Annotated in this window: 20 protein-coding genes; 5 read left to right on the top strand and 15 right to left on the bottom strand. The window is 63.5% G+C overall.

Going from position 1 to position 20,654, the window contains the following annotated elements; translation table 11 throughout:
• Positions 1–23 precede the first annotated feature (23 nt).
• Genes FQ705_RS33255 through FQ705_RS33240 form a run of 4 tightly spaced genes read right to left on the bottom strand, consistent with a single transcriptional unit; the run spans position 24 to position 4,131 of the window.
• The gene (locus FQ705_RS33255) at positions 24–1,631 is read right to left on the bottom strand and encodes a rhodanese-related sulfurtransferase (RefSeq protein ID WP_144149204.1); all 1,608 of its coding nucleotides are present in this window, start codon (positions 1,629–1,631) and stop codon (positions 24–26) included.
• Positions 1,628–2,224 carry a cysteine dioxygenase gene (locus FQ705_RS33250; protein WP_144149203.1) on the bottom strand — a complete coding sequence of 199 codons (597 nt, stop codon included), beginning with the start codon at positions 2,222–2,224 and terminating at the stop codon, positions 1,628–1,630. Before FQ705_RS33250 ends, FQ705_RS33255 begins: the two co-directional genes overlap by 4 nt.
• On the bottom strand, positions 2,224–3,036 hold the full coding sequence (locus FQ705_RS33245; RefSeq protein WP_144149201.1) for a class II aldolase/adducin family protein: 813 nt from the start codon (positions 3,034–3,036) through the stop codon (positions 2,224–2,226). The genes FQ705_RS33250 and FQ705_RS33245 overlap by 1 nt, the downstream gene beginning before the upstream one ends.
• A gap of 18 nt (positions 3,037–3,054) precedes the next feature.
• The gene (locus FQ705_RS33240) at positions 3,055–4,131 is read right to left on the bottom strand and encodes an LLM class flavin-dependent oxidoreductase (protein ID WP_144149199.1); all 1,077 of its coding nucleotides are present in this window, start codon (positions 4,129–4,131) and stop codon (positions 3,055–3,057) included.
• Between the two features lie 282 nt (positions 4,132–4,413).
• On the opposite strand from FQ705_RS33240, the gene FQ705_RS33235 reads away from it, so the two are divergent.
• Entirely contained in the window at positions 4,414–5,562 is a 1,149-nt protein-coding gene (locus FQ705_RS33235; RefSeq protein ID WP_144149197.1) for a sensor domain-containing diguanylate cyclase, read from the top strand.
• Positions 5,563–5,978: 416 nt separating this feature from the next.
• Positions 5,979–6,110, top strand: coding sequence for a hypothetical protein (locus FQ705_RS34745; protein ID WP_260854704.1), 132 nt, complete (start codon positions 5,979–5,981; stop codon positions 6,108–6,110).
• Positions 6,111–6,158: 48 nt separating this feature from the next.
• Here the strand turns inward: FQ705_RS34745 and FQ705_RS33230 are convergent, their stop codons facing one another.
• The 5 genes from FQ705_RS33230 to FQ705_RS33210 form a co-directional block, all read right to left on the bottom strand.
• Positions 6,159–6,353 (bottom strand): LysR family transcriptional regulator, encoded by a 195-nt coding sequence (locus FQ705_RS33230; protein WP_144149195.1) that lies wholly within the window; start codon positions 6,351–6,353, stop codon positions 6,159–6,161.
• Between the two features lie 107 nt (positions 6,354–6,460).
• Complete coding sequence (locus FQ705_RS33225) at positions 6,461–7,591, bottom strand: NADH:flavin oxidoreductase/NADH oxidase (RefSeq protein WP_144149193.1); 1,131 nt, start codon at positions 7,589–7,591, stop codon at positions 6,461–6,463.
• 155 nt (positions 7,592–7,746) lie between these two features.
• Positions 7,747–8,655 (bottom strand): LysR family transcriptional regulator, encoded by a 909-nt coding sequence (locus tag FQ705_RS33220; RefSeq protein ID WP_144149191.1) that lies wholly within the window; start codon positions 8,653–8,655, stop codon positions 7,747–7,749.
• A gap of 65 nt (positions 8,656–8,720) precedes the next feature.
• Positions 8,721–9,419: a VOC family protein gene (locus FQ705_RS33215; RefSeq protein WP_144149189.1), complete on the bottom strand. Its 699-nt coding sequence runs from the start codon at positions 9,417–9,419 to the stop codon at positions 8,721–8,723.
• Positions 9,420–9,460: 41 nt separating this feature from the next.
• Entirely contained in the window at positions 9,461–10,720 is a 1,260-nt protein-coding gene (locus FQ705_RS33210; RefSeq protein WP_144149187.1) for an MFS transporter, read from the bottom strand.
• A gap of 389 nt (positions 10,721–11,109) precedes the next feature.
• On the opposite strand from FQ705_RS33210, the gene FQ705_RS33205 reads away from it, so the two are divergent.
• Together FQ705_RS33205 and FQ705_RS33200 are read left to right on the top strand one after the other, a co-directional pair.
• Positions 11,110–11,622, top strand: a complete 513-nt coding sequence (locus FQ705_RS33205) for a redoxin domain-containing protein (RefSeq protein ID WP_222105690.1) — start codon at positions 11,110–11,112, stop codon at positions 11,620–11,622.
• The gene (locus FQ705_RS33200) at positions 11,619–12,146 is read left to right on the top strand and encodes a DsbA family protein (RefSeq protein ID WP_144149185.1); all 528 of its coding nucleotides are present in this window, start codon (positions 11,619–11,621) and stop codon (positions 12,144–12,146) included. The genes FQ705_RS33205 and FQ705_RS33200 overlap by 4 nt, the downstream gene beginning before the upstream one ends.
• Before the next feature lie 62 nt (positions 12,147–12,208).
• Here FQ705_RS33200 and FQ705_RS33195 read toward each other — a convergent pair whose 3' ends face one another.
• The 6 genes from FQ705_RS33195 to FQ705_RS33170 all read right to left on the bottom strand — a co-directional run bounded on the left by FQ705_RS33195 (position 12,209) and on the right by FQ705_RS33170 (position 19,492).
• Positions 12,209–14,473: a xanthine dehydrogenase family protein molybdopterin-binding subunit gene (locus FQ705_RS33195; RefSeq protein WP_144149183.1), complete on the bottom strand. Its 2,265-nt coding sequence runs from the start codon at positions 14,471–14,473 to the stop codon at positions 12,209–12,211.
• Complete coding sequence (locus FQ705_RS33190; protein ID WP_144149181.1) at positions 14,470–14,982, bottom strand: (2Fe-2S)-binding protein; 513 nt, start codon at positions 14,980–14,982, stop codon at positions 14,470–14,472. Before FQ705_RS33190 ends, FQ705_RS33195 begins: the two co-directional genes overlap by 4 nt.
• A complete protein-coding gene (locus FQ705_RS33185) occupies positions 14,979–16,259 on the bottom strand; it encodes a c-type cytochrome (protein ID WP_144149179.1) in 1,281 nt (426 codons plus the stop codon). Before FQ705_RS33185 ends, FQ705_RS33190 begins: the two co-directional genes overlap by 4 nt.
• A 181-nt stretch (positions 16,260–16,440) precedes the next feature.
• The gene (locus FQ705_RS33180) at positions 16,441–17,655 is read right to left on the bottom strand and encodes an MFS transporter (protein WP_144149177.1); all 1,215 of its coding nucleotides are present in this window, start codon (positions 17,653–17,655) and stop codon (positions 16,441–16,443) included.
• A gap of 38 nt (positions 17,656–17,693) precedes the next feature.
• The gene (locus tag FQ705_RS33175; RefSeq protein WP_144149175.1) at positions 17,694–18,842 is read right to left on the bottom strand and encodes an FAD binding domain-containing protein; all 1,149 of its coding nucleotides are present in this window, start codon (positions 18,840–18,842) and stop codon (positions 17,694–17,696) included.
• Positions 18,839–19,492 (bottom strand): DsbA family oxidoreductase, encoded by a 654-nt coding sequence (locus FQ705_RS33170; RefSeq protein ID WP_144149173.1) that lies wholly within the window; start codon positions 19,490–19,492, stop codon positions 18,839–18,841. The genes FQ705_RS33175 and FQ705_RS33170 overlap by 4 nt, the downstream gene beginning before the upstream one ends.
• 118 nt (positions 19,493–19,610) lie before the next feature.
• On the opposite strand from FQ705_RS33170, the gene FQ705_RS33165 reads away from it, so the two are divergent.
• Positions 19,611–20,543: a LysR family transcriptional regulator gene (locus tag FQ705_RS33165; protein ID WP_144149171.1), complete on the top strand. Its 933-nt coding sequence runs from the start codon at positions 19,611–19,613 to the stop codon at positions 20,541–20,543.
• Positions 20,544–20,654 lie beyond the last annotated feature (111 nt).

Here is a 20,654-nt window from a genome sequence, read left to right as displayed (position 1 = left end):
TGCTGCGCGTTGACCGTTGCTGCTCAGATCACGAAGAAGCCGTGCGTGCCATCGCGTTCGAGTTGCGCGACGAGGCCGTATTCCCACTCGAGGTAGGCGTTCATCGCCTCGCGCGCGTTGTCGGTGCCTTCATAGGGTCGTCGATAGCGGTCGATGCGAGGTGAGGCGAGCCCGGCGTCGCCCGTCTCCACGGCAAAGCCCGCGCGAATCCATGCGGACGTGCCGCCTTCCAGCAGATGCACGGGCTTGCCCGTCAGTGCCGCGACCTCGGGTGCGGCGAACGGCGCAAGTGCATTCGTCGCGCAGGTGACGACATAGCGCTTTGCGTCCGGCAGGTTGCGCAGATCGTCGAAGTCGCTCGTAAGGCGCGAGCGTAACGCCCAGCGTGCGCCGGGAATATGCCCCTTGACGTGGTTCGCGCTCGACGTGAAATCGAGCACGATGGTCTGGCTTTTCGTGTCGGCAAGCAACGCCGCGAGTTCATCGGCCGAGAGGGACGGCGTGGTCGGCGCAGTGGGTTTCGATGCCTGCCATGCGCCGCTCGCGGTCGAATCCGCGGACGATGCACCATCGACCACATACACCTCGACGTTCATCTGCGCGAGCCACGATGCGGTCATGTTGGCGCGCACGCCGTCGTCGTCGACGAGCACGACACGCGCGCCGCGCACCGGGGCAAACATTTCCGTTTCCTGGACGAGCTGGCCGCCGGGTGCGCCCTGGAAGCCGGGCACGTGGGCCTGTTCATATTCGGCCGGAGTTCGAACGTCGAAGCGATACGTGGTGCGCGTCGTGTCGGTTGCCCAGCGCGCGGCTTCTTCAAGCGACGTTCGGCCGACGCCCGCGCGTTGCGCGAGCGCGAGTGCCGCATGTCGGGACGCGTCGAGGTTCGCCGCGTCGTGGGCCGCGTGCGGATCGAAGGTGCGATCGCTGCCGCGCTGCAAGGTCTGCCCTGCAAGCGTCCAGCCGATCGTACCGTTGCGCAATGCCGCGACCGGATTGGGCAAGCCCGCATTCACCAGCGACTGCGCGCCAATGATGCTGCGCGTGCGCCCCGCGCAGTTCACGATCACACGCGTCGTCGGGTTCGGTGCGAGGGTACGCGCACGCAGCACGAGTTCCGCGCCGGGCACGCTGATGCTGCCCGGAATGTTCATCGTCTGATATTCGTCGAAGCGGCGCGCGTCGAGCACGACGACATCGTCGTTGTTCTTTAACAGCGCGTCGACGGTTTCCGCCGATAGCGAAGGCGTGTGCCGCTGTGTTTCGACAAATTCACCGAACGCCTTGCTCGGCACGTTGACGTCCCGAAAGACTTCGCCGCCGGCGTCGATCCAACCCTGCAAGCCGCCCGCGAGCAACGCCACGTCCGTATAACCAAGCGCATCGAGGCGGGCGGCCGCGCGTTGCGCGAAACCTTCGCCCGCATCGAGCAGAACGATGGGCACGTCGCGGCGCGGCAGACGTGTGTAGGCTTCCAGCTCGATTTTCGACAGCGGGAAGTTGGCCGCGAACAGCGGATGACACTGCGCGTGGGGGTCTTCCTCGCGCACGTCGAGCAAGGCAATTTCACGTTTGGCGAGTAACGCTGCGCGGACGTCCTCGTCACTGCGCACGGGATATGACTTCATGAAAGACGGCGTTCCTTGCTGAGGTCCCAGAGGTTCGGGACGGTTTCGTTCGAATAACCTGAAATAAAGGGCTTGGGCGGTGCGTCGGGCGGATAGGTCGAGCGATGCACCGCGCCGATGTTCGCGCCGTACACGTGAATGCTGACCGACACGCGATCGTCATACGCATTGCGCACGCGATGGATATCGCCGATGGTCGGCGATACGGCTTCGACCACGCCGCGTTCGAGTCGCGCTTCTTCGCTCGTCTGGCGCAGCGTGCCGTCCGGGTCGCGCGTAAAAGAGGTCGCGAGTTCGGCGCCGCGCAGCACGCCGATCAAACCCCATACCGTGTGATCGTGCACCGGCGTCTGCTGGCCCGGTCCCCAGACAAAGCTGACCACGGAGAAGCGCTGCCGAACGTCGGCGTACAACAGAAACTGTTGATAGCGATCCGGCGAGGCTTGCGCGTAGGCTTCGGGCAGCCAGTCGTCGATCGCGATCAATTCGCGCAATGCCGTACCGCCGCGTTCGAGCAGATCGGTTTCATCGGTCACGCTATCGACCAGGCCCGCCATCTCGCCGACGAAGTGCCGGAGTGTGTGAATGGCCATCAGTCGAGCAGTGCCGGTTCGGCTTCGACGAGTCCTTCGTAGAGGCTCTCGAACGAATGTTGCGCGCCGCCAGGCCGGCCGACCTGTGCATGCGTCAGTGCCGCGACGTCGTGGGCAATCCGCTGCGGTGTGCCGGCCGCTTCGGCGAGCAGTTGTGCGTGACAGGCATTTTCCAGCGCGATGTACCACCAGGCCGCCGCCTCGACCGTCGGACCCGCCGTGAGGATGCCGTGGTTCTTCAGGATCACCGCCTTGTACTGACGCAAGGCGGCGGCGATGCGCGCGCCTTCGGTCGTATCGAGCACGACGCCCTGGAAGTCGTCGAACAGCGCGTGGTCCTCGTAGAAGGAGCATGAGTCCTGGGTCAGTGGATCGAGTGTGCGGCCAAGTGTCGACCATGCCTTCCCGTAGAGCGAATGCGTGTGCGCCGCGGCGACGACATCGGGGCGTGCTTCGTGGATCGCTGCATGGATCGCGAAGGCCGCCTGATTGAGCGGCCCTTCGCCGACGACGATCTCGCCCTGGCTATTCACGAGCAGAAGATCCGACACGCGCATGCGTCCGAAATGCCGGCCGAGCGGATTGACCCAGAAATGATCGGTCCATTCGGGATCGCGCGCGGTGATATGACCGGCGAGGCCCTGCGCGAAGCCGTATTGCGCAAACAGACGGAATGCGCCCGCCAGTCGCTCCTGACGATGGCGGCGTTCCCCGGCTACGGTTCGTGCGGATGCGTCGTCGTCGAACCAGAATTTGCGCACGGGCGTATCGCGACGCGACAGAGCTGAAGTGGGTGAGAGCACGGTACTCATGGTTCGGTTTCCTCGCGCTCAGGCGGCTTGTCGCGCGCGGGACGTCAGTTCGCGCGTGGCGGGAATCAGCTCTTTGCCGTAGTCGATGGCGTCTTCGAGCGGATCGAAGCCGCGAATCAGGAAAGTCGTCACACCGAGGTCGCGATATTCGGCGAGCGTTTGCGCGACCTGTGCGGGCGTGCCGACCAGCGCGGTCGAATTCGAACGTCCGCCGATTTCCCTGGCGACGGCAGTCCACAGACGATCGTCGACGCGCACGCCGTCGCCGGCCGCCGCGAGCAGACGCCGCGCGCCCTCGCTCTGTTGCGGCCCACCTCGTGCAAAGCCCTGTTCGACGCGCAGGCGGCGCGTCTCCTCGAGAATGTGCTCAGCGCGTTCCCACGCCGCTTTTTCTGTCGCAGCGAGAATCGGGCGGAACGACACCGAGAAACGCACGGTTCTGCCATGCTTCGCGGCTTCGGCACGCACACGCGTGATCTGCTCCAGCACCTGCTGTTTCGATTCGCCCCAGAGCGCATAGACGTCCGCGTGTTTGCCTGCAACTTCCAGGGCGGGCGCCGATGCGCCGCCAAAGTAGATTGGCACGTGAGGCGACTGCCTGGGCTTTACCTCGGAGAAGGCTTTTTCGAAGCGGTAAAAACGTCCTTCGTGGTCGAACGGTTCATGCTCCGTCCAGACGCGACGAAGGATCTGCAGATACTCGTCGGTGCGGGCGTAGCGCTCGTCGTGACTGAGATAGTCGCCGTCGCGCCGCTGGTCCTCGTCGCTGCCGCCGGAGATAAAGTGCACCGCGAGCCGGCCGCCCGAGAAATGATCGAGGGTCGCGAGCTGCCGCGCCGCCAGCGTCGGCGAGACGAAGCCGGGACGATGCGCGAGCATGAAATTCACGCGCGAGGTGACGCTGGCCGCATAGGCGATGGTCAACGTGGCGTCTGGGCTACTCGAGCTGTGAGGGACCAGAATACGATCGAAGCCTGCGTTTTCGTGAGCCTGGGCGAAGGCGCGGACGTAATCGACGTCGATTGCGGGTCCGGTGGGGGCATGGGTTTCAGATACCTTGCGCTGCTGGATCATACCGATGAATTCGACGCTCACGTTGGCTCCTGAGTGCGCTCGGTCCCGGCAAGCGGGACGGGTTGGCAAAGCAGGGCAGCGGAGATCCGCGCCTGCAGATTCAATGCAGGCTATCACCGGGTTATGCGCACACTAAATAGTAAATTCAGATAAACATATCAAATGCGCATGTTAGGGGCCGGGCGGCCGGCCACGCCAGGCCACGCTTCGACGCGCCGAGCCCGCGTGACCGGGTTGTCAAAATTTTCAGCGTAAAATGCGGCTGCCGCCGCGAAGTACCGGTGTAGATTTTTCCAGTTAGCAATGCACGTCGATCTAATTACCCTTTATCTCCTCGCCATCGGAACGCTGCTGGCCAGTTCCGGCTTGACGTTGTGGGAGCACCGAACGCATCCCAGGCGCAGCAAGGAATTAAGGATTCTGGCCGCGGGTTACGCCACGCTCGCCATCGGCTGTGCTGCGGCGGCGTTCCGGCGCGACCTGCCGGGTGCGAGTGGCGCCGGCCTCAGCAACTTCGTCATTGTTACCGGTTATCTGTTGATCCTGCACGGCGTCGCCGCGCTGAACGGCCGGCAACATCGGGTGGTCTCGATCGGCATACTGTTCGTCGTGGCGCTGACCTGGGTGCTGTTTGGCGCGCGCCGGCAGGACATCTTGTGGAACTACGCGAGCGCGCTGCCGATTGCCGTGGCTTCCGGCTTGACCTCGTTCGAGCTGTTGCGAAGCGACGGCTTCAAGGGGCTCAAATCAAGGTACATCGCCGTGATCGTGGCGGGTGTCCACGCGCTCTTTTATGCCTTCCGGACATTCATCCTCCCTTGGCTGGCAAGCATGTATGGCCACGGCGTGCTGTCGGCCGCGGGCCAACTCACGATGTACGAGGGCGTTCTATATTCGGTCGTGTTGCCCATGACCCTGCTGACGCTCATCCGCGAGGAATCGCATGGCCAGCTTTTGCAGGCGTCGCAAACGGACTATCTGACCGGTCTCGGCAATCGCCGCTGGTTCTTTGAGGAGGGTTCGCGCGTGCTCGGCAACGTTGGGGCATCGCGGCCGGTGTCGCTGCTGGCCTTCGACCTCGATCGCTTCAAGTCGATCAACGATCAATACGGTCATGAGACGGGTGACAAGGTTCTGAAGTCGTTTGGCGAGGTCGCTCGAAGCGTGGTCGGGCCGGAGGCGATTCTTTGCCGCATCGGTGGAGAAGAATTTGCCGCTTTGCTGCCCGACCATGATGATCTGCACGCCCAGGCGGTGGGCGAGGCCGTGGTGCGTCGCTTTGCCGGTACGGTCGCGCATCGGATCGACGGCATCGAAATCCAGGCGACCGTGAGCATCGGTCTCGCCCAGTCCGGACGCCAGGCGTCCACGCTCACTGAACTGCTGGCGGCCGCCGACCAGGCGTTGTACAACGCGAAGTCGCTGGGCGGCAATCGGCTCGAACTGGCGTAGATCGGCGCCGGGTTGCCGCAGGACACAGTCTCGATAGGCTACCGGCGCATGGAGGGCTACGGCGCACGCCTGCTGCGCCCCACCACGGTGCCGCGTCTCGCCCGGCTGGCGCGGCGCTTCGTCGGCAAGCGCGGGTGAGCTTGATCGAGCCATAGGCGAACAAGGTATTTTCCTCGTTGCGTATCGTCATTGATCGATGACGATTCGACAGATTGCGCCGATATCCCATTGAGTCGGACGTGAATCTTTAAACCTTGGTATGGCGCCCCAATATGAGAGGAGATACGGGATATCCGATCGTAGGATGGCGCTTGGCCGGGTTGGCCACTACCTTTGAAGCATGCTCGAAGAAAGACAGAAACGCGCTGAAGTTTCTCGTCTCGTTGTTCCGGCATTAACTGTTTGTGGAGTGGAACATGTCGACGTCAATTGCTCTTCTGGCCAATGGGTACCTGGAGATCCTGTGCATCGATCCGTGGCTTGCCCCCGTGTGCCGTCACTACGTCGTGCGGCGCACCGTCGACTACGACGATGTTTGCCTTCAGTAGCCGCAACCGTTCGCCGATCTCGTCGAGCATGCTGATGCAGCGCTCGTATTAAAGGCGCCCGTCTTCGCTCAGCGAGATCTTGCGGGTCGTTCGCTGCAACCGTCTGCAACCCGGTCGATATTCCAGCGCCTGCAGAAGCCCGGAGACTTTCGGCGCGGTCGAGTCGAATGAGCCGACCGCCTTCGTCAGGCTCCCCGCCTCGACAATCCGCACGAACACCTTCGTGGCGTACAGCGTGTCCATCTGGCGTCTGCGCTTCTTCACTGTTGTGGTTGCAGGCGCGCGGGCAAATCGCGCTGACTCACGCTCGACGCCGATAGAAAAACGAGTACCTGTCCAGCAGTTCCGGTTCAGGACGCGTTAGCCGTCGCCGGACGGGCGAGTCGAGCGCCTGCCCACAAAGCCGGCTTGCTGCGCTCGTATTGCGGCGCAAAGGTGATCGACGCTTCGGCGCCGAGGGTCTGAGCCGCGTGCCACACCCAGCGCGGATCGTCGAGAAAAGCACGGCCGAGCGCCACGGTGTCTGCCTGACCGGAGGCGATGATCGCCTCGGCTTGTTGCGCGTCGGCGATCATGCCGACTGCGCGCGTGTGCAGATCGACGTTTGCCTTGACCTCGGCCGCGAACGGAACCTGATAGCCGGGTTGCACGGCGATACGGGCATTGACCACGCCGCCGGTGGTGACGCACACATAGTCGGCACCGCGCGCTTTCAGGGCATCCGCGAAAGCGATGGTCTCGGCCACTTCGATGCCGCCAGGCGTCCAGTCCGACCCCGTGATCCGCAGACCGAGGCACACCGTGGAGGGCACTACCTCGCGAACCGCCGCCGCCACTTCCAGCGGAAAGCGCATGCGATTCTCGAGCGACCCGCCGTACTGGTCAGTGCGCCGGTTGGCCAGGGGCGAAAGGAATTGATGCATGAGATAGCCGTGGGCGGCGTGGATCTCGATCACGTCGAAACCGAGGCGCAACGCGCGGCGGGTCGCCGCCACGAACCCGTCGCGCACGCGGGTCATGTCGGCGGCGGTCATTTCCTTCGGCGTATGCCAATGCTCGCCTGCTGCGACCGCTGACGGACCTTCGGTCGGCCACGGATCTTCGAGTGGGCCCAAAGCCGCGCGACCTTCCCAGGGGCGCTGCGCCGATGCCTTGCGTCCCGCGTGATTGATCTGGATGCCCCAACGCGTCTGCGGCGGCGCCACGCGGCGCGCCGCTGCCAGCACGCGGGCAAGGGCGGCTTCGTTGGCGTCGCTGTAGAGGCCGAGGCAGCCGTGCGTGATGCGGGCTTGCCGCTCGATCGCCGTGGCTTCGAGGACGATCAGCCCTGCGTTGGAAATGGCCAGCTGCATCAGATGCATCAGATGCCAGTCGTTGGCGCAGCCGTCATCAGCGCTGTATTGGCACATCGGCGAGACGACAATGCGGTTTGGCAATGTGACCGGGCCGACCGCGACGGGTGAAAAGAGTGTGGATGTCATGCTTCATCTCCAGCAAGAGAAAAACGTGATGGGGGTTTGGACCAGCTTGGACGCGTTGCGCGCTCGTCGATTGCGTACCAGCGGTGCGCTTTTCAAATTCGCACGACACTATTTCGACGCCGTCCGGCAATTCCGCAGCAGGTCGAAAACCGGGATCAGGTGGGCACGGCAATCGCGTGTTCCGCGAAATCGATGAACGCGTGCACCTTTCTCGAATGACGGCGATTCGGCAGGTAAGTGGCATAGACGAAGGCATCGCCGCCTTCGGGCGTCACCTGCGCGTCGGTGAATAGCGCCGTCAATTTGCCGGCAGTCACGTCGGCGCCGACCAGCCATTGCGGAAGGAGAGCGATGCCATGGCCGCCCAGCGCCGCGCCGGACAGCATGTCGAGGTTATTGGTGAGGAGTTGGCCATTCACGTCCACGGATTCGGATCGGCCAGGATAGCGAAACACCCATCTCTGCCGGTTGCCCGGTTTGTAGATGAAGCGCAGGCATTCGTGGCCGATCAGGTCGGAGGGTGTCTGCGGCGTGCCCTTTCTTTTCAGGTACTCGGGACTGGCTACGACAAAGCGTTCGCTCTGGCGTAGCCGCTTGACGATCAGACGATCGTCCGCGGTCGGCACCCCGACACGTACGGCGAGATCCAGGCGCTCGCTTACCAGATCGAGATGGCTGTCCGATACCACCAGCTCGAGGTTGACGCGCGGATTCTGCTTCAGGAACGTCGCGATGTGCGGGGCGATATGCAGGCGGCTATACGTGGCGGACACGCTTACGCGCAGCGGACCCATCGGGTCGATGCCGCTATCGATCACGCTGTCGTCGGCGCCCGCCAGGTCGGTCAGCACCTGGCGGACCTGTTCGACGTAGGTCACGCCCGCGTCGGTGAGCGAGACGTTGCGCGTGGTGCGTGTCAGCAGCGAGGTGCCAAGCGACGCTTCCAGCCCGTCCATGAGCCGCATGACCGACGAAGTGGTCTTGCCGAGCTCATGAGCGGCCGCCGTAAAACCGCCCGATTCCGCAACGGTGAGCAACGTTCGCAAAGCTAACAGCTTGTCCATACTTTCTCCAACGTAACGGCATTGGGATTGCCTTTTCAACACGTTCCCGCAGCGTTCCCGGCAACTCAGATCCTGACCGCTGCGCGGCGAATTTCCCGTTCACCCTCGCTGGTCTTCACGCCCATCGCGTACAGGCCCGAGGTCTTCCTGTTGTAGCGAATCTCGAAGGGGAAGTCCGACGGACGGCCGATCTCGCCGAGCCACGCAGCGAACGCCGCTTCGTCTTCACCGATCTCGATCCAGTTGAGCCCTTGGCCCTGCACCGAGCCGGTCCCCGGTTCGGTCGGCAGGCTGGCGGTATGCGGTCCATTGCCTGGCTTGAAGTACAGGTTGGGTTTGCCGATCGGCCACGCTGTCAACGCGCTCGGTGTCTGCAGCGCAAAGCCGCGGTTGCCGTTCATCATCTGGCGGCCGGCGTCCTTGCCGGTGGTGCTCTCGTCGACGACCGTGCCGTGATGCTTCGCGAATGCCTTCAACTCGTCCAGCGAGTCGGTGCGCAGGCACCAGCCCACGAAGCAATCGCCTTCCCGCGTCTGCTGCTCGAAAAACGTCGCAAGCGGTTGACCTCGCTTGAGGACCGTGTGATCGACAATGCCTTCGACTTCGATATAGATATCCGGGGCCAGCGGCACGACCTTGTGGCCGATCCCGTAGAGCGGGAAGAAGCCGCCGTCGTAATTGCCGAAGCCGGTTTCGCGGCTCAGTCGGAACGTGGCTTCATAGACGTTTTGTGCCGCAAGGCAGACGTGGTCAAAATGGATCATTGATACATTCCTGATAACAGTGGGCTACGGGGTAAAGCGCATTAATCGATGGTGGGCAGCCCGAGGCGTCCGGCCGAGCTGGGCTCGTTGGCACGACCGTCGTAGCGGGGCAGCAGCAGGAAGACGAAAGCCGCAGCGGCGGCGAGCACGGCGCTCAGCACAAGGCCCGGTTGATAACTGCCCAGCCTGTCGGCCAGCCAGCCGATCCCCAGCGGGCCGACGCCGGCAGCGATGCACAGTGCGCCGTATTGAAACGCGTAGGCACGGGGAAACATCCGGAGGCCGAAGTAGCGGGTGCACATCAGCGCGACCAGATCGATTTCGCCGCCGAATGTCCAGCCCACCGTGAACGCGTACAAAGGGGCGTAATGGATGCCGCCCAGCTTGAGCGTCAGCACGCCGGCCATGCCGACCAGGCAGGAGAAGGCCATCAGTCGCGGCGCATGCACATAGTCGGACAGCCATCCCACGATCAGGCGAACGCAGACTGTGCCGATGCCGAGCAGGCTCATGTATTTGGCTGCCGAGGTGGCGTTCGCACCCAGTTCGCGAAGCATCGGCGCCATGTGTTGGGCACTGCCCGCCACGAAGAGAGTGGACAGGGTGAAGGCGAGGAACATGATCCAGAACGTGCGGGTTCGTTTGACGGCCGCGAACTCCCTGGCGAGCTCTTGCATGTCGGGCGCATCGGCTGGGTCGGGTTGCGCCGTGGCCGCGGATTGACTGTCGCGCAAGATCAACAGGGCGATCGGTGCGCCCGCCGCTGCGATGGCGGCCAGCATCAGGTAACCGGAGTGCCAGCCGTTTTTGACGATCGTGGCCGCGACGATCGGCGGCAGGATCGCGCCGCACAATCCCAGGCCGACCTGGGTCAGCCCGAGCGCAAAGCCCCGGCCCCGATCGAACCAGCCACTGACGATGCGCGTAAACGTGAGGCCGCTCGTACCGCCGCCGAAGAAACCAGCCAGACCGACCAGTAGGATGTAAGCCGTCGGCGTCGAAATCAGCTCCGCCATCGCGACGAAACACGCGGCGAGCGCAAGCGCGCTGCCTGCGGCGGTGCGCGCTGCGCCGAAGCGCGATAGCAGGCGCCCCCACATCTGCAAACCGAGCGCGAGTCCCAGCGTGAAGGCCAGGTAACCGGCCCCGTACTGGGTCTTCGTGAGACCGATCGCGCCCTGCAAATCCTTGGCAAACAGTCCGAGGTTGTAGGAGCCCAAGCCGATCACGCCGATGCCGAGACCCAGCGTCGATCCGATCAACTGCATCCATCCGCGTCTAAATTCAGCTAGTTTGTTCATCGAGGAACTCAAAGAAGCGAAAGATAAATTATCTTTCGATTAATATCGTAGCGGAATCGTGTTTCGACATCCGCAATCAGGAGGGTCAACGGGTCGGCTCGGTCAGCCGTGGAACCGGCGGTGAACCGCGCTCTGGACTCAAGACACAGCTTATTCACGCCAAAATAATTGATAAACCGGGTCCAGAAGCAACGCAGCATTGCGTTCACTGCTACGCAGAGCGCCGCATGTCTTCGGGTTCTTATACCTTGGTATTAGATAACCTTCTGATTCTTTGGGTAGGCAAACCCAATGCATAACTATTCCGGTGGTCCCCGGCAGCTTATTCTGATGATTCACGCGGCGATCTCGCGCCCTTTGCCCGACGCCCTTCAGGAGAACCGTCGACCATGACGACCACGCAGTCCTCACCTACGATCCCCATGCTTCAAGTGGGCATGGAAGCGCCGGATTTCACTTTGCTGGCGACCCCCGACCAGAGAATGTCGCTCTCGGAGTTGCGCGGCGCGCCCGTCATCATTGCCTTCTATCCGGCGGACTGGAGTCCGGTTTGCGGCGATGAACTGGGTCTCTTCAACGCTGCGCTGCCCACGTTCCACCAGTCCAAAGCACAGTTGATCGCCATTTCCGTGGACAGCGTGTGGAGCCACTCGGCCTTCTCCGAGCAACGCAAGTTTCACTTCCCGCTGCTCGCCGATTTCGAACCGAAGGGCGAGGTCGCGCGGCGCTACGGCGTGTACCGTTCGGCCGACGGCGTTTGCGAACGCGCATTGTTCGTGCTCGATGAACACGGCATCGTGCGTTGGGCCTACGTGTCGCCGATCACGGTGAATCCGGGCGTCGATGGCATTTTGAGCGCGCTCGAACAGATCAATCCTTCGACGAAACAGGAAACCTTATGAGCCATCTTTCCCCGCCGGTTGGCAGCGCCGACCATGCACAAGGACCCGCCGACGCACCTGTCACGCTCGTCGAGTACGGCGACTTCGAATGTCCCTACTGCGGCGCGATGTACGGTGTGATCAAAGCCGTGCAGCGGTCCATGGGCGACCAGTTGCGTTTCGTGTTCCGGCATTTTCCGCTCACCGACATGCATGCGCACGCACTGCATGCCGCTGAGTTTTCGGAAGCCGCAGCCACCGTCGGAAAATTCTGGGAGGCGCACGATGCGTTGTACGAAAACCAGACCGCCCTGACCGACAGCGATCTGGGCCGCTACGGCGCCGAACTCGGACTGCACACTCGCGACCTGGCGAGCGCTTTCTCCGGTACGTACGACGAGACGATTCAGAAAGACTTCGACAGCGGGTTGCGCAGCGGCGTGAACGGTACGCCGACGTTGTTCATCAACGGTCACCGTTATGAAGGCGACCGCGATGCGGATACCCTGATTTCAGCCCTGCGCGCGGCGATTCGGAGCGCCTGAATTTTCCGCAGTATCGAAAACGGCGAGGCCATCCGGCCTCGCCGTTTTTTTGCCATGTCGCGCTATACGTCGATCATCTTCCGCAGTCGCTCGCCGGCTAGCGGCATGTCGCGCAGCCGCTTGCCGGTCGCGTCGAACAACGCATTGGCGAGTGCGCCCGCGGTCGGCCCCATCGACGCTTCGGCCGCGCCGAGAAACGGCGCACCCGGCCGGTTGATGAGATGCACGTCGATGCTGCGCGGCGCAGCGGAGTAACGCAGGATCGGGTAACTGCTCCAGTCGAAGCTGCGAATTCTCGACGTGTCGAACTTGAGCTCTTCGTAGAGCGTCCAGCTGGCCGCCTGAACCACGCCGCCTTCGATCTGGTTGCGAATGCCATTCGGATTGACGATCTGCCCGGAGTCGACCGCGACTTCGGCGCGCTCGAGCACTACCTGACCGGTCTCCGGCACGACGGATATCTCGACCGCCATGGCCACGTACGCCATCAGGTTCTTGTACTTGCCGAACGCAAAGCCGACACCGTGATTGCGCTTGCGTGGCGGCCTCGGCCAGCCGAATTTGCGCGCGGCCAGCTGGATCACGTCACGCGCGCGCGGGTCCTGCATATGCTCGAGCCGAAATGCCACCGGATCGGCGCCGGCGGCAGCGGCCAGTTCGTCCATGATGGCTTCGATCGAGAACACGTTCATGTGGGCGCCGAGTGAGCGCATCGCCGACGTTTGCAAAGGCATGGTCGGTGAGAAATTGTTCATCACATGCAGGTTCGGCAATGCGTAGAGCGGAATCGCGTTGCGATCGCCACCGCCTTCAGGCTGCACCATCGGCACCGAGGGGGCGGATACGAACGGCGGTTCCAGCATGCGTGCCGGAAGCAGCCGTCCGGCGTTGACGATCCGCTCGTTGTGCGAACTGCTCCACAGCGCATAGTTCCAGTCGACGATGCGCCCGCTCGCGTCGAGCGAGGCACTGACCTCGGTGACCATCGCGGGTGTGAAGTGGTCCCACGTGTGTTCCTGATCGCGCATCCATTGCACGCGAACCGGTGCGTTGGGCAGGTCGCGGGCGATCAGCACGGCGTGCGCGGCGACGTCGTCCGCTCCATTGTGGCCGTAGCAACCCGATCCTTCTACGTGGATACAGCGGATCTTTTCCTTCGGCATGGACAGCATTTCTGCCAGCCCGTCGCGTAACGGATAGACGCCTTGCGTATGTGTCCAGACCGTCATTTCGCCATCCTTGAACAGCGCGATCGAGCAGGACGGACCAATCGAACCATGCATCATGTAGCGCTTGGTGTACTTCGCGCTCAGTGTTTTGACCGGCGTGCCGGCTGGTTCATGCGTGTTCGCGATCTCGATGTGCTGGGTGGAGATCTGCTTGAGATCGCGGTGCACGGTGGCCGGGTCGGGCAACGTGCGCCCGGCAGTCCACTTGCTGGCCGCCGACAGCGCGCGTTGCGCCTGCACCGCTTGCCATTCGCCCTTCGCCACGACGGCGAGCACGCTGCCGCTGCGGACCACCTTCAGCACGCCCGGCATCTTCAGCACATCGGCCGAGTTGGTTTCCAGCAGCTTTGCGTCGTAGACAGGCGGCATCACGACGCGGGCATGCAGCATGCCCGGCATCATCATGTCCTGAACGTAGCTCGGGCCGCCCGTGACCTTGCCGGGTATGTCCACGCGCGGCAGCGAGGTGCCGATCATGTCGAAGCTGGCCGGGTTTTTCAGGGGCGAAGTCGGCGTGGCCATGCGATGCAGATCGACGAGACCAACCGCTTCGCCATACGTCATGCTGCGGCCATCCGGCGCCTTGATGACCCCATTGTGTGCCACCAGTTCGCTGCCGTTCACGCCGAAGTGTTTCGCCGCCGCATCGACCAGCAGGCCGCGCACCTGAGCCGCCGCGTTGAGCAACGCGCTGCCGCTGTCGGCGATCGTATGGCTGCCGGCCGTGAGGCCTTCGTCCGGCGAGGCGCCCGTGTCTGCCATCAGAAACGTAATGAGCGAGGGCGCCATGTCCAGTTGTTCCGCCGCGACCTGCAGCAGCGCCGTGCGCACGCCTGTGCCGAGTTCCACCTTGCCGGTATAGACGGTGACTTTACCCGCCGCATTGATCTTGATCCACGCGTCGAGATAAGGGTTGGTCTTCAGACTGCCGGCCAGCATCTGCGTGGCCTTGCCGATGTGAACGGCAGCGCCTTCGTCGGCGATCACCTCCTGGGCCATCGCCTTGACGCCGGGGAACAGGCTAAAGCTCACCACCAGCGCGCCGGACACCATGAAGCGGCGGCGCCCCTCGTTGATTGTTTCGTCGACGTCGCTCATTGCGCGCCTCCGAGACTCGCCATCTCCATCGGTTCGTTGGATAGGGTGTCGCCAGCCGGCAGATGCGCGACCTCACGAATCGCGGCGAGAATCCGCAGATGCGTGCCGCAACGGCACAGGTTGGGTTCCATATGGTCGAGCAATTCCTGCTCGGTCGGGCGTGGATTGCGATCGAGCAGCGCCTGGGCGCGCATGATCATGCCGGCGATACAGTAACCGCACTGGGCCGCCTGATGATCGATAAACGACTTCTGCAGCGGACTGGGATGCTCGATCGTGCCGAGGCCTTCGATCGTGCGCACGGCACGCGTGCCGATCGACGACACGGGAATCAGGCAGGAGAACATGGGCTTGTCGCCCACGATCACCGTGCAGGCGCCGCATTGTCCGAGTCCACAGCCGAACTTCGCGCCATGCAGATGGAGGTCGTTACGCAGCGCATACAGAAGCGGCGTCGACGGATCGATATCGAGGGCGTGCTGCACGCCGTTGACGGTCAGAGTAATCATCGCGCGTCGTTCTCCTTTCTGACTTTGGCGACCGTCGCCTCGACGTCCTGCCACGGGCCGCGCTGCGAATAGGCGGCGCGAATGTAGGACGCCAGATCGGCGATTTGCTGGTCGCTATAAACCTGGCTGAAGGCCGGCATGTAGTTCAACGTGTCTTCGCCATGCCAGTCGATACCGTTGAGCATCATCTGGATCGCGTTGCGCGGCGTCGTCGCGTTCACGGCCGTGCTGAACGCGAGCGAAGGGCGCTCGCCAATCGATTGCATGGGCGCGTGCGGGCCGTGGCATTGCGCGCACGAAGCGGCGAACAGCAGCGCGCCGTTTTGCGCTTCGGGCGAGAGCGTGGCGTCGGTCGTCAGCGCACGGGTGGCGACGGGCTCGTGCTTCTGGATCGACAGAATGTACGCGGCGATCGCTTGCACATCTTCTTCGGGCACCGTGGCGAGATCGCGCGTAACCGGCAGCATCGGGCCCGCAGCGGCACCGTGCTCGCTGGCGCGGCCGGTGCGCAGATAGGTGACGAGTTGCGCCTGAGTCCACGGTTTTGGCGCCGTGCCGAGCGCGTTGAGCGGCGGCGCTTCCCAGCCGTCCACGACACCGCCGTCAAATGCATGGCCGAGCTTTTCGCCGCCGATCGGATTGAGCGGCGAATGGCACGAGGCGCAATGGCCGAGGCCGTCCACCAGCAGCTTGCCGCGGTTCCACTGCGCGTCTTTGGAAGCGTCCGCGACATCTGCGCCGGGATGCAGAAACAGCACGTTCCAGAAGGCGAGCAAGGGCCTGAAGTTGAGCGGGAAGATCAGCTCGTTCGCGGGTGCGGTTGCCTTGACCGGCTCGCGCGTCATCAGATAGGCGTAGGCGGCCGAGATGTCGCCATCCGACATGTGGGTGAAGTGGATATACGGAAACGCCGGATAGAGCAGATGGCCGTCGCGCGCCACGCCGTGACGCACCGCGCGTGTGAAGGCCTCGAGCGACCAGCTGCCGATCCCCGTCTCGACATCGGGCGTGATGTTGGTCGCGTAGATCGTGCCGAACGGTGTCGCGAGCGGCAGGCCGCCGGCAAACGGCTGGCCGCCTTTCGCGGTGTGACAGACGATGCAGTCGCCGAGCGCCACGACACGCGCGCCGGCGAGCCGGGTTTGCGCGTCGAACGACGCCGGCGGCGGCGCGGTGATCGGCGCGATGGCGGGTTTCCACATCAGCGCCACGGCGACGGCCAGCGCGGCCACCACGACCACGCCACCGCCCCATAGAAATCTGGGCTTGAGAGTCATTCACGCACCTTTTTCAGATGTCTCGATCAGGAAGGTCGCACGCATGCGCCGCGCGCGAGCGCTGGCCAGGTCGAGACGTGCTGGCTAGCCTATCGCCAGCGCTACGTTTATTCCTGAATCGACGCTGAATTTTTATTAAGCCAGGCGGCGTGGCCGCCCGGCTCACGAATCGACAGTGTGCTCAGGCAATCCGCGCAGCGTGCGGCCGGCCGATTGCCAGGTAGTGAAGCAATGCAAGCAGCGGGAACGCCGTGGCAACCCCCGCGACCAGCGTCCAGCCGCCGTGCTGATAGAGCGGACTCGCGAGCGCTGAACCAAAGGCGCCGCCCACGAAGATGCTCGTCATATACAGCGCGTTCAGACGGTTGCGGCTTGCCGCATGCAGCGCATAGATTTCGCGTTGACCCAGCACCATGTTCATCTGCACGGCAAAGTCGAGCACGATGCCGGTCGCGACCAGGCCGACGACACCCCACGCCGGATGAATCAACGCAGGCGTATAGGCGAGTGCGCCCACCACGAGTGCGATCAGGGTGGCGCGCACGGTGTGGCCAGCGTCGGCGAGACGCCCCGCGACCGGTGCGGAGGTCGCGCCGATTGCGCCGACCAGCGCGAAGATCGCGATCGCGGTTTGCGACAGCCCGAACTGTCGCGTCAGCTCGACGGGAATAGCCGTCCAGAAGAGGCTGAACGAAGCGAACATCAAGCCCTGATACAGCGAGCGGTGGCGCAGAACCGGCATCGTGCGAAGCAGGTGGCCGAGCGAGCCGATCAGTTCGAAATACGTGGCCTTGTGTTCCGGCTGACGACGTGGAATTGTCAGTGCGAGCACGCTGGTCACGATTGCCATCAGCACGGCGGCGCAGCCGAACACCGCGCGCCAGCCGAAGTGTCCTGCGATCACGCTGGAGATCGGACGCGACAGCAGAATGCCGAGCAGCAAGCCGCTCATGATGGTGCCGACCACCTTGCCGCGCGACTCGTCCGGCGCGAGATGCGCGGCGAGCGGAATCAGGATCTGCACGGCCACCGAGCTGAAACCGACCAGCAGTGAGATCCCGAGAAACCAGCCCGGCTGATGAGCGAAAGCGGCTGCAGCGAGACTCGCAATCGAGACGAGCGCGGTGGTGATCATCAACTTGCGGTTCTCGAGCAGATCGCCGAGGGGCACGAGAAAGAACAGGCCCAACGCATAGCCGATCTGCGTGAGCGACACGATGAGGCTGGCCGTATCCGGCGACATGCGAATGTCGGGCGCGATCAATTCGGTGATCGGCTGCGCGTAGTACAGGTTGGCGACGATGGCGCCGCAGCAGAATGCAAATAGCGCAATCAGACCGCGCGTTAGCTTGACCGGACTGGTGCCGCCGGTCGTAATCGATGCCTGGGTTGACATGACAACTCCTTGAACTAGAGAAACGGAAACTCGCACCCTCAGCGGGCGATGTTCATCAGACGGTTGCCGAGCGACATGCCCATCTCGGTCATGAGCTTGCCGCGTTGCAACTGCTGGCCTTCCCAATGCTTGAGCGCTGAATCGATCGTCTCACCGCTGCGTTGTGCGGCGAGCAGCGCGAGCGCCAGCGTGTGCGCATTGGAGGCGGCCTTTGCGGTGCTGCCCGCGGTATGCGGCCGCGGCACCGAGGCGGCGTCGCCGAGTAGCACGGCGCGGCAGAACACCATCTTCGGCGAGCGCAAATCGACGATCGGCTGCATGAAGGGGTCCTCGGTGGCATCGACTAGCGCGCGGAATGTCGGTCCCATCATCAGCTTCGCGTCTTGACGAAGCTGGAGGACGTCGGCCCATTTGGTCGAACCCGGCGGTAAGGAAAACGGCCGCGCCACGCCATGGCGGTCGATCAGCAATTGATCGAGCTGCTCGCGGCTGTACTTGCGATACCACACCCAGTTCCAGCGACGCTGACCGGCAACAGTCGAGTCGTTCTCGCCCGGGATCAGGTAGGAGAGCGCCGAATGACCGTCGCCCTGCTGAAACGAAAAGCGTTCGCGCAGCATGTCGGCGGCGTGTGACGGCAGACCGGCTTCGTCCACGAGGCCGCGCCACGCCACGTAACCGGCATAGACAGGCACGATTTCCGGCAGCAGGCGACTGCGCAGCGTCGAGCGGATGCCGTCGGCGCCGACCAGCAGATCGGCTTCTTCAGTGCGTCCGCTTTCGAACAGCGCGGTCACCCGCTCGCCGTCGCTGCGAAAGTTGACGAAGGTTTCGCCAGCATGCAGATGCTGGGCCGGCAGCGCGTTTTTCATGGCGCGGTAGAGCAGGCTCCAGGAGGTCTGCATCTGCGGCATGTACAGTTCTTCGACGCGCCTGTCGTCGCGGTCCAGATAGATGCGATCGCCCGACGCCACGCCGGGCGGATTCGGCAATTCGATGCCGGCGAACTGCAGCGCGTCCAGCACGTCAGGCTGAAGCACCACGCCGCCGCCGCGACTTTCGAGCTGATTCGGCGAAGTCTCGAAGACGTCGACCTGCCAGCCGGCCGCGCGCAAGGTGGCAGCCGTCAGCAGTCCGCCGAGCGAACCGCCGACGATGACCGCGCGGCGTGGTTCGAATGCAGTCATGCTGCGCTCCTCAGCGCGGCGGAACGCAGCGCTTGCGTGAAGACGACCGGAGGCTGCGCGCCGCTGATGATTTCTCCGTCGATCACGGTGGTGGGAACGGCCTGAACGCCCAGCTTGTCCGCGCGTCGGCGAGCCACGTCGAGTTGGTCTTCACCTGCGTTGGAGAGCAGATAGGCACGCACTGCGTCGGCGTCGAAACCCTGCGCGAGGGCGATGGCCACCAGCGTGTCCAGCGCGCCGATGTCCCGGCCTTCCGAGAAATAGGCGGCGTAAATGGCTTGATACAGGGCCGCCGTCTGGTGCGCTTCATGGCGCTCCTGAGCGAACTGCATCAACCGATGCGCGAGACGCGTGTTCGGAGTGCGCACCACGAGGCCGTAGTTGAACCGCGCGCCTGCCGTGAGACCGGCGGCTGCGACCTGGGCATCCATGGCTTGCGAGCGCGCCCAGCTGCCGAACTTCTGTGTGCGATACGTGCGCCGATCCATCCCGTCGACGGGCATGGACGGGTTCAACTCGAACGGCACGTAGCGAACCGCAACTTCGCCGCTCGCGCCGGACTCCGCAAGCGCAGCGGCGAAGTTGCGTTGACCGATCCAGCACCACGGACAGATGAAATCGTAATTGACCTCAACGTGAATCTTTTGCATGTTGCACCCCTCACTTGGTAACGCATGAAGCTTATACGTTGCGAAACGGTCGTAGAATGGGGCTAAAATGCAATCTGGCGTTGCATTGAACGCAACCAAATCGCTGTCAGGGTCGACCATGGACAAACTCCTCGCGCTGAATACCCTGCTGGAAGTCGCCGATGCCGGCGGCTTTTCAAAAGCCGCGCAACGGCTCGGTGTGGCGACTTCCTCGGTGACGCGGCTGATGGATTCGCTCGAAGCGTCGCTGGGCACGGCTCTCCTCACCCGTACGCCGAGGAAGGTCAGTCTGACCGACGCCGGCATCGCTTACGTCGAGCAGGTCGGCAAGGTGCTGGACGATCTGGCCGAGGCCGACGAGAGCATCGTCGACAGCGGCGCGTCGCCGGTCGGAACGCTGCGCATCTCCGTGCCGTCCACGTACAGCCGCTTGCGGCTCGCCCCGCATCTCGCGGCGTTTCTCGCTGCCAATCCCCGGCTGTTTCTCGACGTCGTCGTCGCCGATCATTTCGCCGACCTCGCGCTCGATCGCATCGATGTGGCGATCCGCATCGGTCTGCCCGATCGCGATGCCAATCTGATCGTGCGAAAACTGACCGACAATCCGCGCTACGTCGTGGCCAGCCATGACTACCTGGAACGCTGCGGCACGCCGCAGAATCCGCAGGCGCTCGGCACGCACGAGTGCCTGCGCGTCGCCTATGGCGGGAGCTACCGCACGCGCCAGATCTGGACCTTCCGGAGCGAGTCCGCAGCGGGGCACGTCGAAGAGCGTGTCGAAGTGCGCGGCCATCTGCTGTCGAACAGTCTCGACATCCTTCACGAAGCGGTACTCGCCGGACGCGGCATCGCCTTGCTACCGGAATGGCTGGTCAGCGCGGAGATTCGCGCCGGCCATCTGATGCGCCTGTTCGAGAATGTCGACGCCAGTCCGCACCAAGGCAATGCCATCGTCTATGCCGCGTATCTGCCTAATCGCCGTCATTCCAGCAAGGTGCGCGCGCTCGTGCAGTTCCTCGAAGCGCGGCTTCATCCGGCGCTCGAAGGCTGAACAGCGACGCGCGTCGCCTTTGTGGCCCACTGCAGATCCAATGCAGTGTAGGAATGCCTTGCTCATAAAGTCCTGCAGAAAATATGAAAACTTCTTAGCGGAATTGAATCG

Origin of the sequence: Paraburkholderia sp. BCC1884, from assembly GCF_900996225.1 — a bacterium.
In the GTDB taxonomy this organism is placed as follows: Bacteria; Pseudomonadota; Gammaproteobacteria; order Burkholderiales; family Burkholderiaceae; genus Paraburkholderia.
This window is presented reverse-complemented; position numbering and strand designations above follow the sequence as displayed.